This window comes from Mycobacterium sp. SM3041 (genome assembly GCF_039668335.1).
Classification (GTDB): domain Bacteria; phylum Actinomycetota; class Actinomycetes; order Mycobacteriales; family Mycobacteriaceae; genus Mycobacterium.
This window is the reverse complement of the sequence record NZ_JAYXBQ010000042.1, coordinates 122,196-141,473: the sequence shown is the minus strand read 5'-3', so window position 1 is coordinate 141,473 and position 19,278 is coordinate 122,196. Positions and strand designations below refer to the sequence as shown.

18 protein-coding genes and 1 pseudogene are annotated in these 19,278 nt (G+C 66.5%); 8 read left to right on the top strand and 11 right to left on the bottom strand.

Features of this window, described 5'->3' with window-relative positions:
* Window positions 1-7: 7 nt before the first annotated feature.
* The 4 genes from VXD91_RS11935 to VXD91_RS11920 form a co-directional block, all read right to left on the bottom strand.
* On the bottom strand, window positions 8-901 hold the full coding sequence (locus tag VXD91_RS11935; RefSeq protein WP_133425859.1) for a 5-oxoprolinase/urea amidolyase family protein: 894 nt from the start codon (window positions 899-901) through the stop codon (window positions 8-10).
* Between the two features lie 10 nt (window positions 902-911).
* The gene (locus tag VXD91_RS11930; protein WP_212808010.1) at window positions 912-1,574 is read right to left on the bottom strand and encodes an allophanate hydrolase subunit 1; all 663 of its coding nucleotides are present in this window, start codon (window positions 1,572-1,574) and stop codon (window positions 912-914) included.
* A gap of 74 nt (window positions 1,575-1,648) precedes the next feature.
* Window positions 1,649-2,344 carry a queuosine precursor transporter gene (locus tag VXD91_RS11925; RefSeq protein WP_133425861.1) on the bottom strand — a complete coding sequence of 232 codons (696 nt, stop codon included), beginning with the start codon at window positions 2,342-2,344 and terminating at the stop codon, window positions 1,649-1,651.
* 28 nt (window positions 2,345-2,372) lie between these two features.
* A complete protein-coding gene (locus tag VXD91_RS11920; protein WP_212808011.1) occupies window positions 2,373-3,362 on the bottom strand; it encodes an ABC transporter substrate-binding protein in 990 nt (329 codons plus the stop codon).
* 477 nt (window positions 3,363-3,839) lie between these two features.
* Between VXD91_RS11920 and VXD91_RS11915 the strand changes: the two genes are divergently transcribed.
* Together VXD91_RS11915 and VXD91_RS11910 are read left to right on the top strand one after the other, a co-directional pair.
* Window positions 3,840-4,511 carry a hypothetical protein gene (locus VXD91_RS11915; protein WP_133425863.1) on the top strand — a complete coding sequence of 224 codons (672 nt, stop codon included), beginning with the start codon at window positions 3,840-3,842 and terminating at the stop codon, window positions 4,509-4,511.
* A gap of 163 nt (window positions 4,512-4,674) precedes the next feature.
* Complete coding sequence (locus VXD91_RS11910) at window positions 4,675-5,091, top strand: DUF732 domain-containing protein (protein ID WP_212808012.1); 417 nt, start codon at window positions 4,675-4,677, stop codon at window positions 5,089-5,091.
* A gap of 13 nt (window positions 5,092-5,104) precedes the next feature.
* Here VXD91_RS11910 and VXD91_RS11905 read toward each other — a convergent pair whose 3' ends face one another.
* Window positions 5,105-6,163 carry a patatin-like phospholipase family protein gene (locus VXD91_RS11905; protein ID WP_346415500.1) on the bottom strand — a complete coding sequence of 353 codons (1,059 nt, stop codon included), beginning with the start codon at window positions 6,161-6,163 and terminating at the stop codon, window positions 5,105-5,107.
* A 340-nt stretch (window positions 6,164-6,503) separates the two neighbouring features.
* Here VXD91_RS11905 and VXD91_RS11900 point away from each other — a divergent pair.
* Both VXD91_RS11900 and VXD91_RS11895 read left to right on the top strand, forming a co-directional pair.
* Window positions 6,504-7,226: pseudogene (locus VXD91_RS11900) on the top strand (L,D-transpeptidase); the annotation flags it as partial.
* A gap of 161 nt (window positions 7,227-7,387) precedes the next feature.
* On the top strand, window positions 7,388-7,609 hold the full coding sequence (locus VXD91_RS11895) for a hypothetical protein (RefSeq protein ID WP_346415499.1): 222 nt from the start codon (window positions 7,388-7,390) through the stop codon (window positions 7,607-7,609).
* 377 nt (window positions 7,610-7,986) lie between these two features.
* Here the strand turns inward: VXD91_RS11895 and VXD91_RS11890 are convergent, their stop codons facing one another.
* Window positions 7,987-10,881 carry an MMPL family transporter gene (locus VXD91_RS11890; RefSeq protein ID WP_346415498.1) on the bottom strand — a complete coding sequence of 965 codons (2,895 nt, stop codon included), beginning with the start codon at window positions 10,879-10,881 and terminating at the stop codon, window positions 7,987-7,989.
* The gene (locus VXD91_RS11885; protein ID WP_346415496.1) at window positions 10,878-11,309 is read right to left on the bottom strand and encodes an MmpS family transport accessory protein; all 432 of its coding nucleotides are present in this window, start codon (window positions 11,307-11,309) and stop codon (window positions 10,878-10,880) included. Before VXD91_RS11885 ends, VXD91_RS11890 begins: the two co-directional genes overlap by 4 nt.
* A 304-nt stretch (window positions 11,310-11,613) precedes the next feature.
* Here VXD91_RS11885 and VXD91_RS11880 point away from each other — a divergent pair, with 304 nt between their 5' ends.
* On the top strand, window positions 11,614-12,195 hold the full coding sequence (locus VXD91_RS11880; protein ID WP_166427985.1) for a helix-turn-helix domain-containing protein: 582 nt from the start codon (window positions 11,614-11,616) through the stop codon (window positions 12,193-12,195).
* Here VXD91_RS11880 and VXD91_RS11875 read toward each other — a convergent pair.
* The gene (locus VXD91_RS11875; protein ID WP_133425869.1) at window positions 12,182-12,601 is read right to left on the bottom strand and encodes a nitroreductase family deazaflavin-dependent oxidoreductase; all 420 of its coding nucleotides are present in this window, start codon (window positions 12,599-12,601) and stop codon (window positions 12,182-12,184) included. The genes VXD91_RS11880 and VXD91_RS11875 overlap by 14 nt on opposite strands.
* Window positions 12,602-12,749: 148 nt before the next feature.
* On the opposite strand from VXD91_RS11875, the gene VXD91_RS11870 reads away from it, so the two are divergent.
* Complete coding sequence (locus VXD91_RS11870; protein ID WP_318984745.1) at window positions 12,750-14,159, top strand: PPE family protein; 1,410 nt, start codon at window positions 12,750-12,752, stop codon at window positions 14,157-14,159.
* Here the strand turns inward: VXD91_RS11870 and VXD91_RS11865 are convergent.
* Entirely contained in the window at window positions 14,156-15,328 is a 1,173-nt protein-coding gene (locus VXD91_RS11865; RefSeq protein ID WP_318984744.1) for a hypothetical protein, read from the bottom strand. The two genes, VXD91_RS11870 and VXD91_RS11865, sit on opposite strands and share 4 nt — an antisense overlap.
* Window positions 15,329-15,756: 428 nt before the next feature.
* Here VXD91_RS11865 and VXD91_RS11860 point away from each other — a divergent pair, with 428 nt between their 5' ends.
* Window positions 15,757-16,614, top strand: coding sequence for a hypothetical protein (locus tag VXD91_RS11860; RefSeq protein ID WP_346415495.1), 858 nt, complete (start codon window positions 15,757-15,759; stop codon window positions 16,612-16,614).
* A 78-nt stretch (window positions 16,615-16,692) separates the two neighbouring features.
* On the opposite strand, the gene VXD91_RS11855 is transcribed toward VXD91_RS11860, so the two are convergent.
* Window positions 16,693-18,009 carry a hypothetical protein gene (locus VXD91_RS11855; protein WP_346415494.1) on the bottom strand — a complete coding sequence of 439 codons (1,317 nt, stop codon included), beginning with the start codon at window positions 18,007-18,009 and terminating at the stop codon, window positions 16,693-16,695.
* A gap of 263 nt (window positions 18,010-18,272) precedes the next feature.
* On the opposite strand from VXD91_RS11855, the gene VXD91_RS11850 reads away from it, so the two are divergent.
* On the top strand, window positions 18,273-18,839 hold the full coding sequence (locus VXD91_RS11850; protein WP_318984741.1) for a hypothetical protein: 567 nt from the start codon (window positions 18,273-18,275) through the stop codon (window positions 18,837-18,839).
* Window positions 18,840-18,848: 9 nt separating this feature from the next.
* Here VXD91_RS11850 and VXD91_RS11845 read toward each other — a convergent pair whose 3' ends face one another.
* Window positions 18,849-19,250 carry a MerR family transcriptional regulator gene (locus VXD91_RS11845; RefSeq protein ID WP_318984740.1) on the bottom strand — a complete coding sequence of 134 codons (402 nt, stop codon included), beginning with the start codon at window positions 19,248-19,250 and terminating at the stop codon, window positions 18,849-18,851.
* Window positions 19,251-19,278: the final 28 nt, after the last annotated feature.

Sequence of the window (19,278 nt, the reverse complement as noted above, 5' to 3'; positions counted from 1 at the left end):
TGCGGGTTCAGGCGCCAAACGGATGACGCGGCCTGGACCAGTGCATGCGCACGTGCTGACCGGGCCGGATCTGCCCCACTTTGTCGATGTCGTGGTCGGCGACGACACCGATCACCGGGTACCCGCCGGTGACCGGATGGTCGGGGCCGAGGATCACCGGTAAACCGTTGGGCGGCACCTGAATTGCGCCCCGTGTCGCGCCCTCGCTGGGCAGCTGGCGGTCCGGCCAGCGGTGCTGCAGGGGCCGGCCGTTCAGCCGCATGCCGACGCGGTCGCTGCGATCGGTGACGATCCACTCCGTGTGCACCAGGGCGTCGGGGTCGACGAACCAGTCATCACGCGGGCCGGGCACCACCAGCAGCTCCAGCAGGTCCTCGGCGATGGCCGCCACGGGCGCCTGATCCAGCTCCGGGAACTCCGCGGTGTGCGCACCGATGGTCAGCATGTCGCCGACCTGCAGCGGCCGCGGGCCGATCGCGGACATCACGTCGTAGCTGCGGGAGCCGAGCACCGGGTCGACGACGAAGCCGCCGCGGACCGCGACGTAACTGCGCAGACCGGTGTGGGGCGCACCCAGGGAGATCACCTCGCCGTCGTGCGCGTAGTGGATGCTGTTGGTGCCGAACGGGATTCCGTTCGCGGAGGGATCGGCGTCGGCGCCGGTGACGGCCACCGCCACGCCCTCTTTCCCGCCGCCATGGACCCGGGCAGAAAAGCCACCGAACGTCACCTCGATGGTGGCGCGGTCGTTGGGGTTGGCCACCAGCCGGTTGGCCAGCGTGTGTGAGCGGCGATCGGCCGCGCCCGAGCGGCTGACGCCCATGTGGGCCAGGCCGGGCCGGCCCAGGTCCTCGACGAGCGCGAGCGGGCCGGTCTTGAGGATTTCGAGTGTTGCGGTCATGGTCGCGCTCCTAACCGATTGCCCGGAACTGCACGTGCATGCCCGGAATCAGCAACGCCGGCTGCTCCCGTTCGAGGTCCCACAACGTGGCGTCGGTACGGCCGATCAACTGCCAGCCGCCCGGGGTCTCGCGCGGGTAGACGCCGCCGAACTCACCGGCGAGGGCCACCGAGCCCGCCGGCACGCGCGTGCGCGGCTCGCTGCGGCGCGGCACCTGGAGTCGCTCGTCGCCACCGACCAGATAGGCGAAGCCCGGCGTGAAACCGCCGAATGCGACGCGCCACAGCGACCCGGTATGGGCGGCGATCACCTCGTCGGAGGTCAGCCCGGTCAGCTTGGCGACCTCGTCGAGATCGGTGCCGTCGTACACGACGTCGATGGTCACGTCGGCCTGCTGCGGGGCGCTGGCCTCGGTGTTGTCGATTTCGCCGAGGCGGAGCTTGGACAGCCGCTGTGCGGTGGGAATCTGATATCGCGGTGCGGCGAGCTTGATCAGGATGGTCCGCGACGCCGGCACGATGTCGAGCACGCCGGGCAAACCCGCCGTGCGCAGCGTGTCGGTCCACGCCAGGACCTCGGCGGTGCTGTTGAATTCCAGGAGCAGCGCCTGGTCGCCATAGTCGCGGACGGTGCCGAGCATCGTCATGTCAACTTTGTCCACTGTGACGGTCATCACTCCAACCTACCCGCGAGTAGCCGGTAATTAACGCGTCCTTACGCACTCGCCAGAAGAGCCTTAACAACCGCTCAGACAGCAAATTCGTACGTTGGTTCGTGCCGCTTGATGTAGCTGATCACCCGGTACGTCACCGGCAGGAAGATCACCTCGACGGCGGTCTTGTACAGCCAGCCCTGGCCGGTGTAGACGACGAAGTCGTGGAGGGTGCTGATGCCGATGGCGTTGGCGGCGATGGCGCAGAACACCAGCGTGTCACCGAGCTGCCCGGCGAACGTCGAGCCGACCAGGCGAGCCCACAGGTGCTTCTCCTTGGTGCGTTCCTTGATGGCCACCACGACCCACGCATTGATCGTCTGCCCGACGATGAAGCCGGCGAGCCCGGCGATGATCAGCTGCGTGTAGGAGTGCACGACGTTCTCGAAGTGCGCCTGGTTCGGGTAGAAGTCCGCGGCCGGCAGGTAGATCGTCGCCCAGAAGGTCAGGGCGGCAAGGATATTCATGGCGAAGCCGAGATAGATCGCCCGCCGCGCGGCCTTGAAGCCGTACACCTCGGACAGCACGTCACCGATGATGTAGGTGAGCGGAAAGACGATGAAGCCGCCGTCGGTGATGATCGGCCCGAAGGCCACGCCCTTGGTGGCGGTGACGTTCGAAATGATCACCAGGGCCGTGAACACCGCGATCAGGATCGGATAGTAGGCCGATCCGACCTGCGCGAAGCGGGCGTGCTGGTCGGGGCGCTCGGCGACGGTCACGTCGAACATCTTGGCAGGCAGAGCTGCGAGTGCAACCTCAGGCCAGCGCGGCGGTCAGCAGGGGTGGCAGCTGATCGGCCACGGCGGGGTAGGACAGCACCGAGGCGAATGTGATGGCCGCGGACAAATCCTTGTTGGGGAAGACGATCCGGTTGGACTTGGCCTGGCTCAGTTGTGCGATGGTCGGGTCGGCCAGCACCGCGGGCCGCTGTTCGTCGGCGTCGAGCGTCCAGATCAGCACGTCGGCGTCGCGGAACGCCGTGGCGATCTGGTCGCGGGGCACGAAGGCGTGTTGCCCCTTGGTGAACGAGTCGAGTCCGCCCGGCAGGGCGATGCCCATCTCGGTGAGGAAGTCGGTGCGCCAGCCCGCCGGTGTGATCTCGACGCCGTCCGCAGTCGGAAGACCGTTGACGATCAACATCTTTCGGCCACCGAGCCGCGGGTTGGCCTGCCCTGCGCCGGCGAACTTCGCATCGACGCCGTCGATGAGTCGCTTCATGTCGTCGGCCTTGAAGACGGCCTGCCCGATGACGGTGGCCTGTTCTTTCCAGGGCTCGAAGAAGGCGTCCTGGCCGGACTGGGCGATCGTCGGGGCGACCGCCGAGAGCTTCTTGTAGGTGTCGGCGTCCAGTCCCGCGTTGGTGGCGATGATGAGGTCGGGCTTCAGCGCGGAGATCTTGTCCACCTGGATGCCGTCGTTGAGGTTCAGGACGACCGGCTGGGCCGGGCCGAGCGCGGGCTGCGCCCACGGCCACACGGCGAATGGCTGATTCCCGAACCACTCGGTCACCGCGATCGGGACGACGCCGACGGCCAGCAGGTCGTCCTGCCCGGTGAGGCCCGCGCACACGACACTCTTCGGCGGCGCCGGAATGCGGGTGGATCCGAACGCGTGATTGATCGTCACCGACCCGTCGCCGGCGACGGTGCCCGAGGCCGGCGGCTTGGAGCATGCGGCGACCATCGCGGCACCGGCCGCACCGACGGCCAGTGCCAGGAAATTACGGCGCGAGCGGTTCGGGTACACGTCGTGAGTCTTGCATCTGCCTCGCGGAATGGCTCTGCTAACACGCGAACGCACCCGGGGCGGCTGGTGTGTGACGCGCCAGGATGCCGTTACCGACCGAATTCCCGGGATGGTTTGCCGACAACGTAAATATCGATGGCGGGGAAGCTGCGTGCCGATGGGGAAGGGTAAACATACCCTAGGTATGTACCTTATTGGACTATTAGCTGGGCGCGCGTGTGCCGTGGCCCGCCAAACTTTCGGTGGCCAGGTGCTTTCGCGGGCGGGTATCCCAAAAATGGCAGTTAAATGCCGATATGTAACACACGTTTCCCCTGGGGCAGGTGGTCCAGTCGTTACCCGTGGTTTGGCGCATTGGGTTAGCGAGAACCGCGCAATGTCAGTCGTTTGACGTATCGTCGGGCCGCCTGTGGCCATGCTCTAATGGGAACGGACGTCGTTCTTCGGCGGACAAGAGGAATTTGCTGGGAGGCTGCTATGACGATCGATTCGAGCGGGCTGCGCGGCTCGCGGCGACATAGTCGGGCCGAGGTGCGTCAGGGGCTCGGTTCGAAGCGACCGGAGCGCGTCGTCACCCGGCATCTCCCCGAATTGCTCATCGGAATGCGGTGGTTGTTCGACACGGCCCAACCGGACGGCGCGATGGTGAGCGCGGGCGGTCAGATCGTGCGTTCCGGCCGGCGGACGTTGCGGTTCCGGCCGGTCGACTGGCAGGGCCACGCCGTGATCGAGATCGTCGGCCCGGCCGCCGCCGGCGACCCCTCGCCGCGCGCCGAGTTGGAGGCGTACGTCCAGGCTCTCGACGACATGGGTGAAGACGTGGTGGCCAGCTGGATCGGGCGCCGCGGCCAGGTGCGCAGCATCGCTTTGGCCCGTCCCGTGCATCCGACGCTTCGTGCCGCGGTCGACCGTTATGTGGCCGGCTGCGCCGAGCATCCCGGTCAGCAGTGCGCGTGTGGCCGCAGGGCCCGTGACTGCAGCGTGTCGCTGCGCGCGGTGGAGCGGGCGGTGGGCCGTCATCAGGTGGAGTTCGACGCCCTCGCCGGGCCGTGGCCCGATGCGCTGGACCCGTCGGGAGAGCTCGGTCTGGTCGCCGCCGGAATGGTGCCGCAGGTCGCCGAACAAAAAGTGGCCGGAAGCGCCGTCTGACCGTTTCGCCGGTATTACGGCTATAGGTCGTTAAAGCTTCATTTCCCGTTCGGTTATCGCAATGCCCGAACAATCTTTATTATTCCGTTACGGACACTGCGGGGGCGGTGCCCGGCATTAATTGACGGAAGCGTCTTATATGGCGGCGGGAGGTGTCGTTGCGATGACTGCGCGCGTGATCACCGGTCAGTTGTTGGCGGCTCTGGCGGTGGCTGCGTCAGGCCTTTCTGCCCCCGCATCGGCTGACGTCGGAACGGGCCAGATGGCGGCCTGCGCCGAACGGGGCAACCCGCTCGACTGCGTGCCGACGAATGCCGCCGCCAACGCAGCGGAGCTCGCCTATCTCACCGAACTGCACGGCCGCATGCAGAGCAGCGATGCCGATCTGCTCAAAACCGGGCGCCTGACCTGCAATATGTTCGTGTACGCCGGTCAGCCGACCGGCGACGCCGTCAACGACATCTCCAAGTCCCTGAAGGTGAACAAGGCCTCCGCGACTTTCGTGATGGATATGGCGATGGTGCATCTGTGCCCCGGTTTGAACATCGGCGCCGACGGAGTGCCGCGCCCACGCTATTGAGATGGCAGTGAATTCACGCCGAACCGGCGTGAAATCGATGTAGGTAAGCGGGCCAGTCCCAGGTATTCAGGAATTCGTTTGCGGCGGAGTAGCCGTTGTCATATAGCCGCTTCCGGTCGGCCTGGGAAATGTCGAAATTCAGGTATCCGATGCCGGCGGCGTCGACCACTATCGTGCGCGCCGCGACGGATGGCTGCCGGAGATAAGTCTGGTCGTGACCGAGCAATGCGGTGTTGATGAGGTTCTCCAGGAGATGCGGGGCTCCGGGCAGATCGATCACCGGTGCCAGACCCGGGCTCGGGTCGCCGTCACCCTGGGCGGGTCGCTGTGCCGTCACAGTGATGCCGAAGCTGGGCCAGCGGGGGACCTTGCCGTCGGTGCGATCCAGCGAGTACATCGGGAAGTTCGACAGCAGCCCGCCGTCGATCAGCGTCGAGGTCGTCCCCGCGGCGCTCGTGATCGTCACCGGCCGGAAGAAGAACGGGATGGCCATGGACGCGCTGACAGCGTCCGCGACGGACTGTTCGTCGGGGTCGAGGCCGTACATCCGGCGGTAGTCCCACGGCAGCCGGACCAGCGTGCCGCGGGTGATGTCGGCGACCGTGACGACCAGGCGGTAGCGCTGCTCCTGCGGCAGCTCGCGGTCGTTGAGCGCCAGATCGCCGAAGGTCCGCACCCCCAGATTGCGCAGCTCGCCGTCGACCCAGTCGTGAATGGCGTCGCCGCGGTACATCCCCTGGCCACGGAACGCCGTCCAGTACTTGCCGAGCACCGGGATTCGGCTGGTGCCAACGGGATCCAGGAATTTGCGATAGGGCAGAGACATCGCCAATTCCCGGAGTTGGGCACCGGTGAGTTGGCACCCGGCCGGCTGACGACGGTTCGCGGCAGCGATGACGGCCCCCACGAGGGAGCCGGCCGACGTCCCGGACACCCGGCCGACGCGGTAGCCCGCGTCGCCCAGAGCGACGACGGCCCCGACCAAGCCGATTGCCTTGACGCCGCCACCCGACAGCACCAGATCGGCGGTCTTGACCGGGACCGCAGGGGAGTCGTCGGGCCTGTGCGCCATCGATGACGATGCTAGGTGAACGCCCGCGGTTCGCCTTGGACGGCAACGGATTGTGACGGCGGAGCGGGCGCTCGTGGCGGTGTGGCGGGCGTTACTCGGCCACTCAGCCGATTCTTAGGCGCAGACTAAGCCGCCCTCAGTACCCGTCCCTAATGTTGCTGGCACAACGAGGGATTCACCGGAGAGGGGGTGGCGAATGGAGCATCGGTACTGTGACCGCATGTTGGCGGCACGCGCGTTTGTATTGGCAATGTCCACGATTCTTCTCGTCCCCACCGCGGTGGCATCCGCAGACGACGATGCGCCCCCGCCCGGGCCTCCGCCGGTCTCGTTCACGATGACCTCCGGGGCGCCGATTCGGGACGGCGCCACCTACGGCGTCGGCACGGTGATCGTCGCGCACTTCGCCGCTCCGGTCGATGAGGCCGCCGCCGCGCGGGATCTGGCGGTGACCGCGAACCCGCCGGTGACCGGGTCGTGGCACTGGGTGAACAACACCACCGCGCACTGGCGCCCGCCGCAATACTGGGCGCCGGGCACCGTGGTGTCGGTGGCCGGGGGACCGACGTTCAACATCGGCGCGTCCCACGTGTCGATCGCCGATGACAAGACCAAGAAGGTCACCGTCTACGACGGCGGCGCACTGGTGAAGACCATGCCGACCTCGATGGGGCGCGGCGGCACCGAAACCGTCAATGGCAAGACGCTGAGTTTCTGGACCCAGCCGGGGGTTTACACCGTGCTCGACAAGAGCAATCCGGTGGTCATGGATTCGTCGACGTACGGCCTGCCGATCAACAACCACCTCGGGTACAAGGAGACCATCCCGTACGCCGTGCGCGTCAGCACCGATGGTGTGTACCTGCATCAGCTCGACGCGACGGTGTGGGCCCAGGGCAACACCAACACCAGTCACGGTTGTCTGAACCTGAACCACGACAACGCGCAGTGGTTCTACAACTTCTCCGTACCCGGCGACGTGGTCGAGGTGCGGAACACCGGCGGCAAGCCTTTGGAGCTGTGGCAGAACGGCGACTGGAGTGTGCCGTGGGACCAGTGGTGATAACGATGCGATCAAAGTTGAATCTCGGTCGCGTCGATGTGACGCACACCACAACGCATTAGGTACACTGGTCAGTGTCACGGCAAAAGGCCTAGTCACGACCGGTACTTAGCCGATAAAATTAGATAGCTGGAAATATCAGTTTGAGGTCAGGAGTGGTCGTGGGAGCAGTAGCGCATTTGCCGAACCAGTTCGAGTCGGCGCAGCCGGCGGCGGACGCATCGTTGATGGAACTGCTGTCGACGTGTTCGGGCATCATCGAGTCGACCTTCGCCGACCGCATCCGCGAACTCGGTGGCACGGAAGCCGAAATCCATCAGCTGTCGGGTTCGGCGGCCTACGCGGTGTTCGCGTGGTCCACGGGCCGCGGCTTCGGCGCCTGATTCCGTAGCCCGGCAGCGCCGCGGTGCTGCCAGGGCCCGGCCGGCCCGCCATTCCAACCCCTACTCACGCTTGTGCCCGTCTCCGAGCGACAACCTGGTCGCGCGGAGGCGGGCATTTTGCGTGCCCGGGGTCCGTGGCGCTGCTCCCGTACCGGCCGGCCTCGCGAATGAGTGCGTGAGTTCAATCGTGACCGCGATCTGACGCCGCGATCGAGCCCAGGGACCGCCGGCGGCCCGAGAAAGTCCCTGGCTGCAGTCGGGATGGCCGTCAGTGCCTCGTGACCGAAACGACGTATCTCGCAATTGGAGAGTTCTCTACAGAACAAAAACGCCGCGCTGAGAGGCGATCTCAGCGCGGCGCTTTTCGGTACGACGGGTCAGACGGTCGCGTCGACCTTCTCGGCGGGGGTCGGCCACGGCACCGGCTTCGGCCGCTGACGCACGATCTGCGGCCACCAGAACCACTTGCCCATGAGGGCGGCGATCGACGGCATCATGAACGACCGGACGACCAGGGTGTCGAACAGCAGGCCCAGGCCGATCGTGGTACCCACCTGGCCGATGATGCGCAGCTCGCTGATGATCATCGACGACATGGTGAAGGCGAAGACCAGGCCGGCGTTGGTGACCACCGAGCCGGTGCTGCCCATCGCGCGGATGATGCCGGTGTTGAGGCCGGCGTGGATCTCTTCCTTGAAGCGGGCGACCAGCAGCAGGTTGTAGTCCGCGCCGACGGCCAACAGGATGATCACCGACATCGGGATCACCATCCAGTGCAGCGGTAGCCCGATGAGGTACTGCCAGATGAGGATCGACATACCCAGCGACGCGCCAAGAGATATCGCCACCGTCGCCACGATCACCGCCGCCGCCACCACAGCCCGGGTGATGAGCAGCATGATGACGAAAATCAGTGCGAGAGCGGAGATTCCGGCGATCATCAGGTCGTAGTCGGAACCCTCGGCCATATCGCGGAACGTCGCCGCGCTACCGGCCAGGTAGATCTTCGAGCCCTCGAGCGGGGTGCCCTTGATCGCCTCCTTGGCGGCCAGCTTGATGGCATCGATGTGCGAGATGCCTTCGGGTGTAAGCGGATTGCCTTCGTGCTGCACGATGAACCGCACCGACTTGCCGTCCGGTGAGATGAAGTTCTTCATGCCGCGCTTGAAGTCGGCGCTGTCGAAGGCCTCCGGCGGCAGGTAGAACGAGTCGTCGTTCTTCGACTTGTCGAAGGCCTCACCCATGGCGCTGGAGTTCTTCTGGCCCTCGGCCTGCTGATCCAGCTGCCCCTTCTGGGTGGCGTACATCATCTGCATGTACTTCTTCATGTTCTTCATGGTCTCGATCTGCGGAGGCATGACCGTGACCATCTGCTTCGTCAGCGCGGACATCTTGTCCATGTCCGGAATGACGGACTGGAAGTCATCCGTCATGGTGTCGATGCCGTCGAGGGTGTCGAACACCGACCGCATGGACCAGCAGACCGGGATGTCGTAGCAGTGCGGTTCCCAGTACAGGTAATTGCGGATCGGCCGGAAGAAGTCGTCGAAATCGGAGATGTGGTTTCGCAGATCCTCGATGTCGTACAACATGCCGTGCATCTTGCCGACCATGCTGTCCATGACGGTCGACATCTGGACCGTGATGCCCTGCATCTTGGTCATGGTGTCGATGCTCACCTGGATGTCACCGATCTGCTTCTGCATATCGTTCATCATGTCCTGCTGGTACTTCTGGTTCATGACCTGCGTGGTGCTCTGCATGCCCAGCTGGAACGGGATGGTCGAGTGCTCGATGGGCGTGCCCTCGGGCCGCGTGATGGCCTGCACCTGAGCGATACCGGGAACGGCCACAATGGCTTTCGCGATCTTGTTGATCACGAGGAAGTCCGCCGGGTTGCGCAGGTCGTGGTCGGTCTGGACCAGCAGTAGGTCGGGATTCATGCGGGCCGGGGAGAAGTGCCGGGTGGCGGCCGCATAACCCTCGTTGGACGTGAGGTCCGCGGGCATGTACTGGCGGTCGTCGTAGCTCGTCTTGTAGCCGGGGATTGCCACCAGGCCGACCAGCGCCACCGCGATGGTGGCGACGAGGATCGGGCCCGGCCAGCGGGTGATCGCCGCACCGATCTTGCGCCAGCCCCGCACCCGCATCGCGCGCTTGGGTTCGAGCGTCTTGCCCCACTTGGTGACCACGGTGATGAGGGCCGGGCCGAGGGACAGCGCGGCGAACACCACGGTGACCATGCCGATGGCCAGGGGGATGCCCAGCGTCTGGAAGTACGGCAGTCGAGTGAAGTGCAGGCAGTACGTCGCGCCGGCGATCGTCAGACCCGAACCGAGAATGACGTGCGCGGTGCCGTGATACATGTCGTAGTAGGCGTCCTCTTTGGACATGCCCGCGGTGCGCGCTTCCTGATACCGGCCGATCAGGAAGATGGCGTAGTCGGTCGCCGCCGCGATGGCCAGCATCGGCAGCAGGTTGGTGGCGAACGTCGAGAGGCCGATGATCTTGTAGTAGCCGAGCACGGCCACCAGGCCGCGCGCCGCGCCCACCAGCACCATGACGATGAACAGCTCGATCAGCACCGTGATGATCGACCGGTACACCAGCAGCAGCATGATGATGATGACCGCGAACGAGACGGCCTCCATGATCTTCAAACTGCGGTCGCCGGCGACGTTCATGTCGGACGCCTGGGCGGCCGCGCCCGTGACGTAGCTCTTGACGCCTGGCGGCGCGGGGACGCTCTTGAGGATCTTGTCGACGGTCTCGACGGACTCGTTGGCAAGCGATTCGCCCTGATTACCGCGCAGATAGACCTGCACGTAGGCGGACTTGCCGTCGGCGCTCTGCGAGCCCGACGCGGTCAGCGGGTCGCTCCAGAAATCCTGGACGTGCTCGACGTGCGCGGTGTCGGCCTGGAGCTTGGCGACGATCTGGTCGTAGTACGCGTGGGCGGCGGCGTCCAGCGGCTGCTCGCCCTCGAGCACCACCATGGCCGAGCTGTCGGAGTCGAATTCCTTGAAGTCGGAACCGATCTGCTTCATGGCGATCATCGACGGTGCGTCGTGCGGCGACATGGAGACCGAGCGCATCTTGCCGACCTCGTCGAGCGGCGGGACGATCGTGCTCAGCACCACGACGATGCCGATCCAGGCCAGGATGACCGGGACGGCGAGCGTGCGGATGACCCGCGGGATCAGCGGCCGGTGCGGTGCCTGCCCGGCCTTGGGAAACGAGTCGGTCGGGGTATCGAGGCTGTGGTTGCTCATGCAGATTTCACCAGGCAGAAGGTCTGGGCGTGCACGCCCGTGGAGGTGCGGGTGTCTTTGAGTTCGTCATCGACGTGGACGGCGCAGGTGATGGAGTCACCGTCGCCTTGGGCGACGATGTTCGGCGACGCTGCCGGTGCGGTGGTGGACAGGGTGAGCTTCCAGGGCAGGGGCGCGTGGTCGATGCGCTGGGGCTTGGCGTCCAGGTCGAGGTAGTTGATGTCGGCGTAGCTGCCGGTGCCGGTGATCTCGTAGGTGACGACCTTGGGCTTGAACGGTTTGGCATCGTCGGCGAAGTTGCGCGGGGTGACGATGACGGGGTTCTGGCCGAAGTAGGTGCGCACGCGCTGCACGGTGAAGCCGGCGACGAGGGCCACGGCGAGGATGAGCAACGGGATCCACGCCTTCTTGAGCGCATTGCCGATCACGCTGCGATCTCCTTGGTCACGCTGACCTCCCCGTCCTTGTTGCTCGACATGCCTTGGCGGACCGTGTGAGCTGGGGCGTTGCGCACCGCTTGTGCGGCACCTCCAGCTGTGTCACATTTCAATCTGCCGATCGGCAGACTCAGCGTATCCACCACGGTAAACTTAGACAAGTTAAGCGAATCAATTGATGCAGGTCGGTGCCCACATCGGGGTTTCCCGTGTGACGCAGGTGACGTCGCCGCAACAGCGGTGACCGCCGCTACACGACGACCGGTTCGGGTCGGCGTTGAACAGGGAGCGAGGATTGGCCAAATCGGTGGGGCCACGCGGATCGGCGCGGGCACGGGTGATCGAAGCCGCCCTGGCGTTGTTTGCGGACCACGGCGTGAACGGCACATCGCTGCAGATGATCGCCGATCACCTCGGGGTCAGCAAGGCTTCCGTGTACTACCAGTTCCACTCGAAGGACGACATCGTGCTCGCCGTGATCCGTCCGGTGTTCGCCGAACTTGATCAGCTGGCCACGGCGATCGAGGCCGCGGAGAGCGCGGCGGCGCGCCAGGAGGCCGCGATCACGGGTTTCGTCGAGCTCGCGGTCCGGCACCGGCGCGTGACGGCCGTCTTCTATCGCGACCCGGCCATCGACACCCTGGTCAAAACCCACGAGGAGTGCAGCGCCATCAACCAGCGCCTGCGCAAGGTGCTGGGCATGGACAGCGCGGATACCGAGACCCGGGTGACCATGTCGCTGGTCACCTCGGGCGTCTACGGCAGCGCGATGGATCCCGACTTGCAGGACATCCCCGACGACGAACTCCACCGCATCTTGTTGCAGTCCGCGCGGCGGCTGCTTGCGGTGGAGGAGCGGGACGCTATTCGGCGATGAAGACCGGGATCAGCCGGTCGGTCTTGGTCTGGTACTCGGCGTAGGGCGGGTAGGCCTCGACGGCCCGGTCCCACCATTCCTGCCGTTCCTCACCCTCGAGCTCACGTGTCGTCAGCTCGTAGACCTTGTCGCCGTCCTGCGCGGTGATCTGCGGGTGGGCCTTGACGTTGTGGTACCACGACGGGTGCTCGGGGGCGCCGCCCTTGGATGCCACGAGGGCGTAGCGGCCGTTGTGCTCGACGCGCATCAACGGCACGAGACGCTTCTTGCCGGACTTGGCTCCGGTGGTGGTGAACAGGACCACCGGCCGATCGAGGATCTGCACACCATCGGTGGTGCCCTGCGCGAGAATCTGTTCGGTCTGCTTGCGCACCCAGTCGGTGGGGCTCAGTTCATGTTCGGTCACGTCGATTCCCAACGGATTGAGGAAGCCGGGTTATTCCGGTCACGACCGATTCTTCCCGGTCGGCGGGCATCGGGGGAGTCCTCGGCCGAAATCCTTGGCCGCTGACGTAGCCAACCTCGATATCGTTACTTAGGTTAGCCTAAGTTGCGTGTCGACGATATGGGAGACGCTGCCGCCGGAGGTGAGCTCGGCACTGCTCTCGACTGGGCCGGGGCCAGGCTCGTTGTTGGCGGCGGGCGCGGCATGGCGGGCGTTGGCTGCCCAATATGCCGACGCTGCAACGCAATTGGCAGGCATCCTGGCGACGGTCCAGGGTGGGGCGTGGGAAGGTCCGACCGCCCTGCAGTATGTGGCCGCGCACGGGCCGTTCCTCGACTGGCTCACCTCGATGAGCGCCGTCGCCGAGATGATCGCCCAGCGGCACGACACCGTCGTCGCCGCCTATTCGGCGGCCGTCGCGGCGATGCCGACGTTGGCCGAACTCGCCGCCAACCATGCCGTGCACACCGGCCTGCTCGCGACAAATTTCCTTGGCATCAACACCATCCCGCTAGCGCTGAATGAGGCCGACTACGGCCGGATGTGGCTGCAGGCGGCTGCGACCATGCGGGTCTACGAGGGCGTGTCCACCGTGAGTGTCGAGTCGGCGCCGACCGCATCGCCGGCGCCGGCCATCACGTCGGCGGAAGCCGGTGTCTCCGCCCGGGCAGCCTCGCCGGGCCCCGGTCAATTCACGTTCCGCGATCCCGCGGGCATCGTCGTCGAACAGATACGAAAGCTCGTCAACGGGCTGGCCGAGTGGGCCCGCGAGCTACCGGAACCGTTGCGCAGCATGGTGACTCAGGTGTTGGACGGCGCGGCGGCGGCGGTGAACGCCAAACTGTTCAGCATCCTGACCTACTCGGTGCTGGATCCACTCATCTACTTCGGCCCGTTCGCCGCGATACCCGCACCCGCGGCCGCTGCCGCGGCGGCCGCGGCAGCGAGCGCCGCAGCCCCGGCCGAGCCGGCTCCGGAGCTGACGGCGGGTCCAGTTGCCGAATCAATTGCTCTGGGCGACAACCATGTTCAGGATCACAGCGAATTGCCGACGCCAGGAGCGCCTGCCCCGACGGCCGCGGCGCCCGCACCGGCGCCGCAATCGGGTTCGGCGCCGATGCCGTCGTCGCCCGCCGCACCGATGGTTCCTGTCGCCGACGTGCCGTACCTGTACGCCGTCGGTGTCGGCCCGGGCGGGGAAGGTTCCGCGCCGACCGTGCGCGATTCGGCCGGCCAGGCGGTGTCCACCCCGGTTCAGGAGCCGGTGGCGGCAAGCGCGGCCGTGGCCGAGCGCCGCGCGGCCCGCCGGCGCCGGAAAACGCGGCAATACCGGCATGAATCGATGGCAGCCGACGGTCGGGTGACGCTGCCCGGCACACCTGCCGAACCCGAGGTCAGTGCTTCTGGCAGCCGTGCCGGACTCGACGCCACAGCACGTGGTCTGGTGGGTTCACGTGCGACGGTGCCGAGCGATGTGGTGCGGAAGCCGATGCTGCCGTCGACCTGGGCCAGGACCTAGTTGACGAATCGCTGGGCGCGAGCGGGTGCCGACGAGGTGGCGCGCGCCTGCCGGTAGCCGACCAACCCGCCGGCGGCGGTGAGCGTGATGATGCCGGCGAATCCGGGGACGGCGACCGCCGCCACCTCGCTGAGGCCGGCGGCCCGCAGGTAGTCCGGATAACCCGGCCGGAAGTCCTTCGACGCGACGAGGTGCGACTCGGCAGCGAAGACGCTCCGGGGCTGGACCGGCGGGACCGGCTTGTCGGTGGTGCCCGGAGCACCCGGCGAGATGTCGCGTGGCAACGAATCAGTGCTTGCGGCAAAGGTTTTCGGCAGCTGGGGCGCGCTCTGCGGGAAGGACCGGCTGTCCGGTGGCAACTGGATGGCGGGCATGCCCGGCGTGTATTGCAGGAACGGCAGGTTGGACGCGGCCGTCGCCAACTCGCGGACGGTGGTCTCGATGGGGTTGATCAGGGCGTCGGCGAAGACGGGTAGTGCCGCGAGACCCGGAATCGGGACCGCGTCGACGACCGTCGGGATGGTGGTCTTGACGAGATCGAGTGCGGTCAATGGAACCTGGGCCGCGGCCAGCGGCAGCTGCGCCAGCGGGGGCTTGGACTCGGTCGCGGGGCCGGTGTCCTGGCTGTTCTTCGTCGGTTCCGGCGTCAGAGCCGCCGACGGCTGCGGTGCCCCGGTGTTCGCCGGCGCGGGCGCGGAGAACGTCGACGAGCCGCCGGGGGTGAGCAGCGGAGCGTTCTGACCGGGCTTGGGCTTGACGCCCGGCACGAGGCCCGTCAGCGGTGCACCGCCGATGACGCTGGTCGGGTGCTGGATGATGCGGGTGAACTGGCCGACCATGCCGCCCAAGGTGGTTTGCAGGTTCGGTGACGAGCTGCCGCCGGTCGTGGAGCCGGTGGTGGTCGACGATCCCGTGGTCGTGGAGCCGGTTGTGGTGCTGCCACCGGTCGTCGACGAAGTGTCCGAGCCCGTGGTGGTGCCGCCCGTGGTCGTGCCCGTCGTGGTGCCTGTGGTGCCCGTGGTGCCGCCTGTGGTCGAGCCGCCCGAGGTCCCTGTGCTGGAGCTGCCGCTGTCTGTGTCGGCCAATGCCACGACGGCTGCGGGGCCCAGCGCCAGCAAACCCGCTGTTACGAGGCTGGAGGCGGCGAGCAGCCGCGCGTGGGGCATCACGCGGAGATCACCTCCCCTTTTCTGACCAAAGTGCAGTATGTCACACGCGTCTGACCATTACCTATGAACAAAGTAAGGCCTACTCCGGCGTCAATTGATGCGGGGTTTTCTCGACGTCCGACGGCGGGTCGGGTCGGTGATGACAGGGCTCGAAACGGCCAATGTTCGGCCCAAGTATTGACGCCACTTTCAAATTGTGTCAAAAGGTGCAAATGAGGCGAATGTGACTACTGGTGTTATTGAGTTGAAGCTCCCGTAAGAAAAGGAGACAGAATTTCAGCCCGGTCTCAGAGATCAAGGTAGCGAAACGCATAGGGTTCGAACGGTTATCGGTCCGTGTTGTTTTTGTGACTTTTGTAGCCCACCGTTACCGAAGTGAAACCAGTGCCCAGTGTGGCGCCGAGCACTCAGGAACAGGGAGCGTGCTGATGACCGCAACTACTGAAGTGACGTACCGCAGACGACCGGTGGCCGCCCGCCCGGGCCGGCCGAAGACCGGAAGGACCCAGGTCGGCTCGGTGGATGTCATCGCGACGTCCGCCGCGGTGCTGCGACCTGTCGTGGTGGCCGGCGCCATCGTGGCCGCCGCCCTCATGTGGGGACCACGCGCCCAGGCCGACGTCGTCCATGACGCGCTCAATGATGTCGGCATCGGCAACAACGGACCCGTCAGCAACGCGATCGCCGAGGTGGGTACCTCGATCTGCCCGCTGCTGGTGCAGCCGGGTAGTCAGATGGCCAGCACGGCAACCCAGATGAGCGGCAACGGCGGCATCGCCCCGCCGCTGGCCGGATTCGCCACGCAGGTCGCGATCCAGACTCAGTGCCCCGCATTCATGACGGCGCTCGCCAACGGCAACATCCCGGCCCTGATGAACGGCGGCCTGCCGGTGACGCCGCCGGGGCTGCCCTCTGTGCCGTCGGTCGGCCTGCCGAACCTGTCGGGCGCGACGGCCGCGGTTCCGGGCACGCTGGGCGCGGCGACGACCCCGGTGTCGAGCGTCGTGGGCGCGGCGACGGCCCCGCTGCCGGGCACCTTGGGGGCCGCGACGGCACCACTGCCGGGCACGCTGGGCGCTGTTACGGCACCACTGCCGGGCACCTTGGGGGCCGCGACGGCTCCGGTCTCCGGTGCGCTCGGTGCGGCGACCGCCCCGGTGGCTTCGGCGCCGGGCCTCACCGCCCCGGCGGTAACGGTGCCCACACCGGGTCTGCTGGCTCCCGCGACGCAGGCGCCGCTGCAGCTGGCGTCCTCGCCGGTCGTTCCGGCGATACCCGGCTACTGATCCTGATCCCGCCTACGGGAACGCATTGAGGGCTGTGGCTTCGAAAAGCCACAGCCCTCAATGTTGTTGCGCTAGTGGTCAGCTGTCGTGGCTGCTGCTGCTCGACGCGTGCGACGCGCTGCCGCCCTCGGGGGCGCGGTGCTTGCCGCCGGTCGAACCCGCGGGAACGGAGACCGAACCGCTCGCGCCCTCGGGAGCGCTGTGCTTGCCGCCCTTCGCGGACTTGTCGGTCTTCTTGGACTTGCCCGAGGTGGCCTTCGCGGACTTGTCGTCGGTCGACTTGTCGGCACCGGCCTTGTCGTCGGACTTGCTGTCGGACTTGGTGTCCGGCTTGTCGGCGCCCTTGGTCTCGGTGTCCTTGGCGCCCGAGTCCTTGGCATCGGTGCCCTTGGTCTCGGTGCCCTTGGTGTCGGTCGACTTGGTGTCGGTGCCCTTGGTCTCGGCCTTCTCGTCGGTCTTGCCGGCGGTCTTGCTGGTGTCCTTGGCGTCCGTCTGGCTGTCCGTGGGGGTGCCGGCGGTTTCCGTCGTCTTACCGGTGTCGGTGCTCGTGGGCGTCGTGCCCGGTGTGCCGGATTCGGGCGACGTCGCACCGGTGGCCTTCGGCGTCTCCGCCTCGGCGGCGGCGGGCTTGGCCGTCAGCGACAGCGTCTGGGTGGTCGGCAGCGTCGTGGTCGAGGCCAGCGTCTTCAGCGACGTGGTGGCGGCCAACGGCGTTGCGGCCAACGGGAATCCGGACAGGATGGCGCCCGGCAGCGCCTGCAGTCCGGCGATGAGGGCACCCGGCAAGGCGCTGATCCCCTTGATGATGGTGGCCGGCAGCGTGCTGAGGTTCTGCAACGCGGCGATCGCGGTGTTGATCGCGGTGGTGATGAGCACCGGGATCTTCGCGGTCGTGCCGTTGAAGAAGGTGGCGTTGATCGCGTTGATGCCCTTGATGATGGCGTTCGGCGCCGCGATCAGGGTGTTGACGATCGGCAGGAGCGTCTGGTTGTAGATCGCCTTGTTGATGGTGTTCAGGCCGGTGATGATGGCGTTCGGGCCCTGGATCAACTGCGCGACGAACGGCCCGACGGTCTGGTTGTAGATCGCGGCGTTGAGCGTGTTGATGGCCTTGATGAACTCATTCGGGCCGGCGATGAGGTTGTTCAGGAACGTCTGGTATGCCGTGAACGGCAGCGAGATCAGCTGGAGCAGATCGGCCGGGAAGGCGGTCAGGTAGTACTTCTCCGCGTAGGTGGACACGTGGGACACGGTGGCCACAGCGGAATGTGCCGCCTGCAGGGAGTGCGGCGCGGGCAGCGGTGCCGCGGCTCCTACCGAGGCGACGACGCACACCGAGCACATGCCGGCAACGAGAGACGAAGGCAGTGCGTTGTGCCGAACAGCGATTTGCATGATGGACCCCGGATTCAGTGAGGCAGAGCGGAATTAGGCGGTCTGAAAGTAGCGGAAAGACGGAGGTGCCTCTAGCCGAGCAAAAAGCCCCATCGGCCGCCTGACCAGGCAATACGTGCACTATTTCCCTGCCCGGGTAAATAAATCAAGCTGAAGTTTTCCAAGAATTCATCCAGGCCCGGCCGCTGTGACGGCCACATCATTTGCCGGCGGTGCGGTGTGGGCGCTCGCCGAACCGGTCAGGGTGTGATGTGGTGGTGACGATGTCCGACTTCAGATTCCGTGCTGCGGGGCTGGCTGCCGCGACGCTGACGGGTGCGGTGTTGGCGCTGGCCGGAAGCCCGTTGGTGGTGGCCGAGCCCGCGACGGACGCCCAGGGGTTCCTCGACTCGACGGCGCGGTGTCCGACGGGCGATACCGCGGTCGCGTTCGGCAGTACCGCATCGTCACGGGTCGCCATCTGCAGGAGCGCCGGCGGAGAGTACCAATATCGCGGCGTCCGGATCAGCGACGGCGCGAAGCTGATCGTCGCCGCGAGCGCGGACGGCCGCGGCGGCTACACCGCGACGAGCGATGGCATCACCTATACCGTCAGCGCGAAATCACTTGATATCAGCGCGGGTTCGCAGTCCATCCGGTCCGAGCCCATGACCTTCTTCCGCAGCGGCGGGCCCCTGCCCGGAGCCGCGGCCGCCACGCCTGCGCCGGCTGCGTCACCGGTGGGTGCGCCGCCCACACCGGTCACCGGAGCTCCCGCGCCCGTACCGACCACGCCGCTGCCGCCGCCGTTGCCGGCGGAGGTCGGCGGTTCCCGCGCGGGCGGGCACTGACAGCAGGCCTCAGGCCGTCCGGGCGTCCCCGGGCTTGGCGGGGTGAATACCGCAGCTGCACGCGCTGATCGATGGACAGGTGCACTGCATGCCCCATTCGACGACCGCGCGCGCGAGGTGCAGTTCGGCGATCTTGGCGTCGATCTCGGCAAGCTTGGTCTCCGCCAATGCGCGGCTGGCCGGGCGCCCGGGCGCGTCGTCGGCGAACAGCAGTTGGATCTCATCGAGAGAGAACCCCGCCGTCTTGCACACCCGGATGACGTTGAGGCGATCGATGACGGTGTCGTCGTAGCGGCGCTGCCCCCCGGTGCGTGCCGGCGCCGGGATGAGGCCGATCTGTTCGTAGTAGCGCAGCGTCGTCGCGGCGACGTCGGTGCGCGCCGACACTTCGCCGATGGTGAACGTGGCCATGACACTCCTGGTTCGGCCTTGACTTGAA

What these genes read in the sequence shown, in the direction of transcription:
- VXD91_RS11935 (WP_133425859.1), bottom strand. Translation starts at nt 901, where the DNA reads ATGACCGCAACACTCGAAATCCTCAAGACCGGCCCGCTCGCGCTCGTC.
- VXD91_RS11930 (WP_212808010.1), bottom strand. Translation starts at nt 1,574, where the DNA reads ATGACCGTCACAGTGGACAAAGTTGACATGACGATGCTCGGCACCGTC.
- VXD91_RS11925 (WP_133425861.1), bottom strand. Translation starts at nt 2,344, where the DNA reads ATGTTCGACGTGACCGTCGCCGAGCGCCCCGACCAGCACGCCCGCTTC.
- VXD91_RS11915 (WP_133425863.1), top strand. Translation starts at nt 3,840, where the DNA reads ATGACGATCGATTCGAGCGGGCTGCGCGGCTCGCGGCGACATAGTCGG.
- VXD91_RS11910 (WP_212808012.1), top strand. Translation starts at nt 4,675, where the DNA reads ATGACTGCGCGCGTGATCACCGGTCAGTTGTTGGCGGCTCTGGCGGTG.
- VXD91_RS11905 (WP_346415500.1), bottom strand. Translation starts at nt 6,163, where the DNA reads ATGGCGCACAGGCCCGACGACTCCCCTGCGGTCCCGGTCAAGACCGCC.
- VXD91_RS11890 (WP_346415498.1), bottom strand. Translation starts at nt 10,881, where the DNA reads ATGAGCAACCACAGCCTCGATACCCCGACCGACTCGTTTCCCAAGGCC.
- VXD91_RS11860 (WP_346415495.1), top strand. Translation starts at nt 15,757, where the DNA reads ATGACCGCAACTACTGAAGTGACGTACCGCAGACGACCGGTGGCCGCC.
- VXD91_RS11855 (WP_346415494.1), bottom strand. Translation starts at nt 18,009, where the DNA reads ATGCAAATCGCTGTTCGGCACAACGCACTGCCTTCGTCTCTCGTTGCC.
- VXD91_RS11850 (WP_318984741.1), top strand. Translation starts at nt 18,273, where the DNA reads ATGTCCGACTTCAGATTCCGTGCTGCGGGGCTGGCTGCCGCGACGCTG.
- VXD91_RS11845 (WP_318984740.1), bottom strand. Translation starts at nt 19,250, where the DNA reads ATGGCCACGTTCACCATCGGCGAAGTGTCGGCGCGCACCGACGTCGCC.